A 6,791-nucleotide genomic window follows, 5' to 3' on the forward strand; every position below is an offset into this window, starting at 1 on the left:
CGATCACCCCAGACGGAAGACGATGCCGTAGCCGCCGCGTGGATATTCCCACTGAATGTTTTCATACGGGCAGCCGATGCGACAGCTGCCGCACTCATGACAGCCTTCATAGCCGACGTGCATTCGAACTTCTTCCCATTTATACACAGAGGCTGGGCAAAAAATCGTACAAATTTTATCCGGGCATTTCGTTAAACAAATATTCGGGTCAAGCACGTGAAGATGCGATTTCGTATCCGCATTGAAGCGGACTAAATATTGCTTTTCTTCGATCGTTTGCGCCTTCATCATTTCATCACCTTCCATGCCTTCATCATATCGCGCGCCAGCTTAAACTTTTGTTTCGCCGAGCCGAGGTCACGCCAAATTTTTTGCTGTTTTTCCCATTTTGATGCGCCGTCGACCGTAAACATTTGGCTTGCGGCGCGGTTCATCATCGGGATATATTGCTCAAAATATTGCGGGAAGCGCTCAAAATGATGCGTCGCGTCTTTATATTTTTTCAAATCTTGCCCGATAAAGCTTTCCATGAGCTTCATTCGGTATTGGTCAAGCATGCTTTCGGAAAAGTCGTTTTGCGCTTTCGCCATGATGATCGTTTCCGCTGCTAGTCGGCCAGATGTCATCGCCATGTTCGACCCTTCGCGATGAATCGCATTGACAAGCTGAGCGGCATCACCAACGACAAGCACTCCATGACCTGCCACTTTCGGAATCGAATGGTATCCACCTTCTGGAATTAAGTGCGCTAAATATTCGACCGGTTCGCTTCCTTGAATGTATGGGCGAATCATCGGATGGTTTTTCACGTACTCAAGCAATTCATATGGCTTCATTTTATGTTTAATTAATCCTGATAAAAGCGTTCCGACACCAATGCTGAGCGTATCTTTGTTCGTATATAAAAATCCCGTGCCGACAATTCCTTTCGTTGCATCGCCAAAAATTTCGATCGTACAGCCTTGGTTCGGCTCGAGATTGAACCGGTCTTCAATGATGTTTTTATCGAGTTTTAAAATTTCCATCGTCGCTAAAGCGACTTCATCTGGTCGCCATTCGCGGTGGAAGCCAAGCTGTTTCGCTAAGAGCGAGTTGACGCCGTCCGCTAATACGACGACATCGGCATAAATGTCGCCATCTGGTCGGTCCGTCCGAACGCCAACCACGCGCCCGTTTTCGACGATGCATTCGACCGCTACTGTCTCACAAACGAGAAGCGCTCCTTGTTCGACTGCTTTTTCGGCAAACCATTGGTCAAATTTGGCACGCAATACGGTAAAGTTGTTGTACGGCTCACGTCCCCACTCTAACCCTTTATAGCTAAACGTGACAGCCGATTCTTTATCCATCATCATAAACCGTTGCTCGACGATTGGGCGTTCGAGCGGTGCTTCTTTATAAAACTCGGGAATAATATCTTCCATCATTTTGCGGTACAACACCCCGCCCATGACGTTTTTCGCCCCTGGATACTCGCCGCGCTCAAGCAATAATACGTTGACCCCTGCTTTCGCTAGCTCATAGGCACAAGCTGTTCCAGCCGGACCTGCGCCAACGACAATACAATCAAATTTTTCAGGCATGGCGAATCTCCTCCTTCACATCGGCAGCTGCTTTTAGCTTCGGGATTTCTTCTTTGAACCGTTCGATTAAAAGCGGAACGATTTCAAACGCATCGCCGACAATACCGTAGTGGCATGATTGAAAAATAGGTGCGTTCGGGTCTTTATTGATGGCGATAATGAGCTCTGAGTTTTGCATGCCGACGACGTGCTGAATCGCGCCCGAAATGCCGATCGCAAAATAAATTTTTGGCGTCACCGTCACACCCGTTTGTCCGACTTGGTGATGGTGGTCAATCCATCCTGCTTCGACGACATCACGGCTCGCCCCAACTGCGCCACCAAGCACTTCGGCTAGTTGGTGAATAAGTTGAAATCCTTCTTTGCTGCCCATGCCTTTTCCACCAGCAACAATAATATCCGCTTCATCAATTCGCGCTTTTTTCGTCGTTTCTCTTACAATCTCTAATACTTTCGTCCGCATCTCTTCTTCGCGCAATTCAATATGCTCTTCTACTAGTTTCCCCGTTCGCGACGGATCTGGTGGTAGCGCTTTCATCACTTTCGGACGAACGGTCGCCATTTGTGGACGATATTTTTTACATAAAATCGTCGCCATAATGTTTCCGCCAAATGCAGGGCGGCTCGCTAACAATAACCCTGTATCTTCTTCAATATCGAGGATCGTCGTATCGGCCGTTAAGCCTGTCGGTAAATCGGTGGCGATGGCGCTTGCTAAATCTTTTCCTGTCGGTGTTGCCCCATATAATAGCACTTCCGGTTTATGTTTCTCGCAACAATCGAGCAATGCGCGCATATATGGCTCGGTTCGATAATATGCAAAAATTGGGTCATCGTATACGTAAACGACGTCTGCGCCGTACGTAAACGCTGTTTGGGCAAGCGGTTTTACCCCGCTTCCAATTAATACGCCTGCCAATTCTGTTTTCCGTTTGTCGGCAAGCTGTCTTCCTGCCCCCAATAATTCAAGCGAAACAGGCGCAATATTCCCGTCTTTTACTTCTAAATACACCCATATTCCTCGGTAATCGTCAAAGGTCATGCTCCTCTCCTCCTATTGAAACAACTCTTTCTTCGCTAAAACGAGCGAAAGCAATTGTTCTACTTTTTCTTTTGTGCTCCCTTCGAGCAATTCGCCACCTTCTGGTTTTGGCGGCGCCCATACTTTTGAAACAATCGTTGGAGATCCTTTGAGTCCTAGTTGTTTGCGGTCGACGTCTTCTAAGTCGTCTGCTGTCCAGATGGTCGGTTGGTATCGTGCGGCTTTAATCATGTTTGGCAATGGTGCAAAGGAGATGTCGTTGATGTCTTTTTCGACCGTAAACAAACACGGCAATGTTGATTGGACGACTTCATAGCCGTCTTCTAACTTGCGATGAACAATCGCATATCCTTTTTCTTTATTAATTTCAACGACTTTTTTCACGCCAGTAAGAGGAGGAATGTTCAACCGGCGAGCAATGCCAGGACCGACTTGGCCTGTATCCCCGTCAATCGTCATTTTTCCGCAAATGACAAGGTCAATCGGGCGTTGCTTCGCGATTTTTTCGAGCGCTTTTGTGAGCGCATAGCTTGTCGCAAGGGTATCTGCACCAGCGAACGCACGGTCAGAAATCATATACCCTTCATCTGCGCCAAGTTCAATGCATTTTTTGATCGCCTTTACGGCTGGAGGAGGTCCCATCGTTAATACAGAAACTGTTCCGCCATACTTCTTTTTTAACCGAACAGCTTCTTCTACGGCATGGGCATCGTACGGGTTTAAAATCGCCGGGGCACTTGCGCGATCCATCGTGTTCGTTTTCGGGTTCATTTTAATAATCTTCGTATCTGGTACTTGTTTAATACAGGCTACGATATGTAGCATACATCCACCCCCAAGATGATATTTTTGCTCGTTCGTTCACATATAAATACAACTTCTCCCCTCCTATTCTATTGTTATTTTGCCCCTTGTATAGATATTCTAACATAGACAACAAATTCCCTGTTGCAATTAAAAGAAAATTTAATATTTTGTTCAAAAAAAAGACCATATTCCGCTTCTCGCGAAATATGATTCTTAAACGCTCATTTTACCAAACACTCTTGCCCTACTAATTTCTCGAGCGCATGTGCTACGCCGTCTTCGTCGTTTGTAATGGTAATAAAGTCCGCTTGTTGCTTTACCTCTTCCGCGGCATTTCCCATCGCTACCCGGTAGCCTGCCACGGCAAACATCGGAAGGTCGTTGAGGCTATCGCCGATCACCATCGTTTTTTTGAGATCGATTCCATAGGTAGCTGCCAGTTGTTTCACTGCCTCTCCTTTTGTCGCTTGTCGATGATTTATTTCGATATTGTGCGGATGCGAAGAAGTAACCGTTATATCTGGAAGCAAGTGAAATTGCTGCGCTGCTTTTTCTAAAGACGATCGGCGCAAAGAAAAAATGAGAATTTTATAGAAAACCAATTCGCTGTTCCATATTTCGCGTATGTCTGGAACGTATGTCACACGCGCTTGCTGAAATTGTTTTTCCACGATTCGTTTGACGTCCTGCTCGGCGCTAGCTGCCATTGCCACTAAATGTTCACGGTTATGCAGCCCGACGTACACTGCGTCGTTTGTATATATTTCGCAATAAATGTCCGGTTGCAACCGAACCCATTCTAATGTCGGAAGCAGTGCGTCTTTGTTTAACGGAACATCTCGTGTAATCGCCCCGTTAGGTTGAACAATCACCGCCCCGTTTAGCCCAATAACCGGACAGTCGAGCTCTGCTTCTGCTAGCGGCTTGCGCGCATCGTTGAATGCTCTTCCAGTGGCAATTGCTACCATATGCCCTGCTTTTTGCGCTGCGACAATCGCCTCTTTGTTTCGTTCGCTAATTCGTCCGCTAGAATTCAACAGCGTACCGTCCATATCCAAGGCAATTAACATCACTTATTCCCCCATTTCGTTTTTTTCTAATTATAAAATAAAAACAGGGGAGCTGCACTCCCCGACTACTGAAGTTCTATCGTATCTTTTTCTTCGTCCCATCTTGCGCGAATTCCTTTGCGCGTTTCTAAAAAGGTGTATACTTTTTTCCCGATTTGGATGACGGTGCCTTCCCACGCGTGGTCGATTTGAATCGTTTCTCCTTTTGGTACAGCCAACGTCGTTTTAATGCCAAAAGAAGAGCCGACTTCCTTCACTTGAATTCCTTTTTGTGCATATACTTCTCCGCCGCGCAAAATTCCGTCAATGACTAACTTTCCGCCGGCGTAAATGTTGCAGTTGTAGCACCCTTTCCCGGAAACGATGACGTCTCCGCTACAGTGAATGACACTATTTAACGCATACGACAGTTCGACCGAATCTGTGTCTGTTTGCTCGTATTGGCTCGTAAACTCGTTGATTTGGCGAAGCAGCTCAGCAAAGCTTTCTAGACAGTGAAAATGATTCGGCTGTTCTGCCATAAAACACGATTGCAAGCGGGTGCTTAGTTCTAGCCACGGTTCGCTAAGTACTTCTTTTTTTGTTCGGCAAATCGACTCGTATTTTTTTACCGCTTCCATTAATGATTGAAATTTTGTTTCTAACAATTTCTTTGTCACAATATAAATATCTTTTTCTTGTAACTTCGAAAACATAATGAGTTGCTGGAGAGCTAAAATCATTTTTTCTAGTTGTTGCCGAATTTCATGCAACAGCACACTCAGTTCGGCAATGACGAGTTTTTGTTCACCAGATACAACCGTTCCGCCGATTAAGTTATGGTGAATAAAAATGGACTGTTGCGCTTGAATTTTCGCGCGGTTCACGTTTTGGAAAATGACAACGCTTCCGACTGCTTCCACTTCCATTCCATCTTGCACATTACCGGTAATCTCAATGTCGCCTTTAAAGCGAATGTTTCCGGTCGATAAATCGACATCACCTTGATGGACGAGTTTTGGAATAACCGAGGCGATGACGGTTCGTCCTTTTTTCACAATTTGTGGACGCCCTGATTGCGTGGCGACAAGGCTTGTGCCGTCGGAAGAAATCATCACACCTTTTCCTAGCTGCACATGAATTGGAAACACATCGCGGACAGGAATCAATTCGCCTGTCACTCTTCTCCCTGGGAGACCTGGCTCCGGTGGGTGGATGATGGCGATAACTTCTCCCTCTTGGACACTTGAAATAATCTCCATTTCCCGATAATCAACCGTTCCGTCTTGCCGCACTTTCGGTTTTTTCGACTCGTTCGCCCCTGCTTTTAATTCGATCCAGCCGTCTTTCCCGTCTTGTGGTGGCTTGCCTTCTGCGATGACTACACTTACTCTTTCGTTTGCTTGCAGTGCTTCTTTGATTTTTTCTTCGTTAATGCCATATACAATTCTAAGCTGCTGGAGCCGATTCATCACTTCTTCGTACGGGATTGTATGCTCTGCTTCTGTCCGCAACTCTGCTTGCAGCTTTATATGTTTTGCTGGCGCGATATCGTTCAATACGTAATATTTACGAACCGCCGGCTCGACCGTTAACACCGCCTGCATTTTTCTTGAGTCGACGGTAATGTTCCATGCCGCTTCTGTTTTCTCCTCCTCTTCGACGCGAACTTCTAGTTGGTCGCCTTCTTCAATTGTTAGCATATCGTATATTTCTTTCCCGTTACAAAACAATCGAACGCCTTTCCCTTTTGCAATTGTTGGGCGTTCTGTCGGGGTGCACTCGTAATATAGCTGTCCGTCTTTCACCCATACTTTCGCCGTTGGCTGTTCTGGTTGCGGTTCACTAATTTTTGTAATTTTCACAACCGCTTCTTGCGAAAGCAAGCCGAGCATTCGCTTTTTTTCTGTTTGTATGATTTCAATGGACACTTGGTCACGCGTCGTTTGCAGCTTTTCAAGCCCTAAACGAACGGCTTCGTCCACTGTGCTTCCTTTCGAAATGACGCTTTCCACGTTTATCCCCCTTTGACGCGCAATCCTTTACTTCTATTATATACAAATTGTTTTTTAGAAATAGTGCCAAAAGTAGGGCAAACGAACTATTTTTTCAATTTATTAAAGATTCTTTCACGCTTCAAAAAATAGTAAACGCTTTTTAAGGCTAATATTTTTACAAAAAAAGGAGGGCGGTTCGCCCATCCTTTACATTTTCACACGGCTGTTGATTATCCAAAATTAGGCATACTCTTCCCGTATATTCGGGCATACTCAAATAAGACAGCTGCCATCTCGGATTTCCATTCGAGAG

At 45.6% G+C, this 6,791-nt stretch carries 6 protein-coding genes; all 6 read right to left on the reverse strand.

Annotated features, from left to right (window positions below):
* Positions 1-3 precede the first annotated feature (3 nt).
* The gene (locus tag GGR02_RS10245; RefSeq protein WP_025948820.1) at positions 4-306 is read right to left on the reverse strand and encodes a ferredoxin family protein; all 303 of its coding nucleotides are present in this window, start codon (positions 304-306) and stop codon (positions 4-6) included.
* Positions 288-1,583, reverse strand: a complete 1,296-nt coding sequence (locus GGR02_RS10250) for an FAD-dependent oxidoreductase (protein ID WP_183184632.1) — start codon at positions 1,581-1,583, stop codon at positions 288-290. Before GGR02_RS10250 ends, GGR02_RS10245 begins: the two co-directional genes overlap by 19 nt.
* Positions 1,576-2,625 (reverse strand): electron transfer flavoprotein subunit alpha/FixB family protein, encoded by a 1,050-nt coding sequence (locus GGR02_RS10255; protein WP_183184633.1) that lies wholly within the window; start codon positions 2,623-2,625, stop codon positions 1,576-1,578. Before GGR02_RS10255 ends, GGR02_RS10250 begins: the two co-directional genes overlap by 8 nt.
* 12 nt (positions 2,626-2,637) lie before the next feature.
* Positions 2,638-3,450 (reverse strand): electron transfer flavoprotein subunit beta/FixA family protein, encoded by an 813-nt coding sequence (locus GGR02_RS10260; RefSeq protein ID WP_183184634.1) that lies wholly within the window; start codon positions 3,448-3,450, stop codon positions 2,638-2,640.
* Positions 3,451-3,653: 203 nt separating this feature from the next.
* Entirely contained in the window at positions 3,654-4,502 is an 849-nt protein-coding gene (locus GGR02_RS10265; RefSeq protein WP_183184635.1) for a Cof-type HAD-IIB family hydrolase, read from the reverse strand.
* Positions 4,503-4,567: 65 nt separating this feature from the next.
* On the reverse strand, positions 4,568-6,496 hold the full coding sequence (locus tag GGR02_RS10270) for a FapA family protein (RefSeq protein WP_183184636.1): 1,929 nt from the start codon (positions 6,494-6,496) through the stop codon (positions 4,568-4,570).
* Between the last annotated feature and the right edge of the window lie 295 nt (positions 6,497-6,791).

Source organism: Anoxybacteroides voinovskiense (genome assembly GCF_014196205.1).
In the GTDB taxonomy this organism is placed as follows: domain Bacteria; phylum Bacillota; class Bacilli; order Bacillales; family Anoxybacillaceae; genus Anoxybacteroides; species Anoxybacteroides voinovskiense.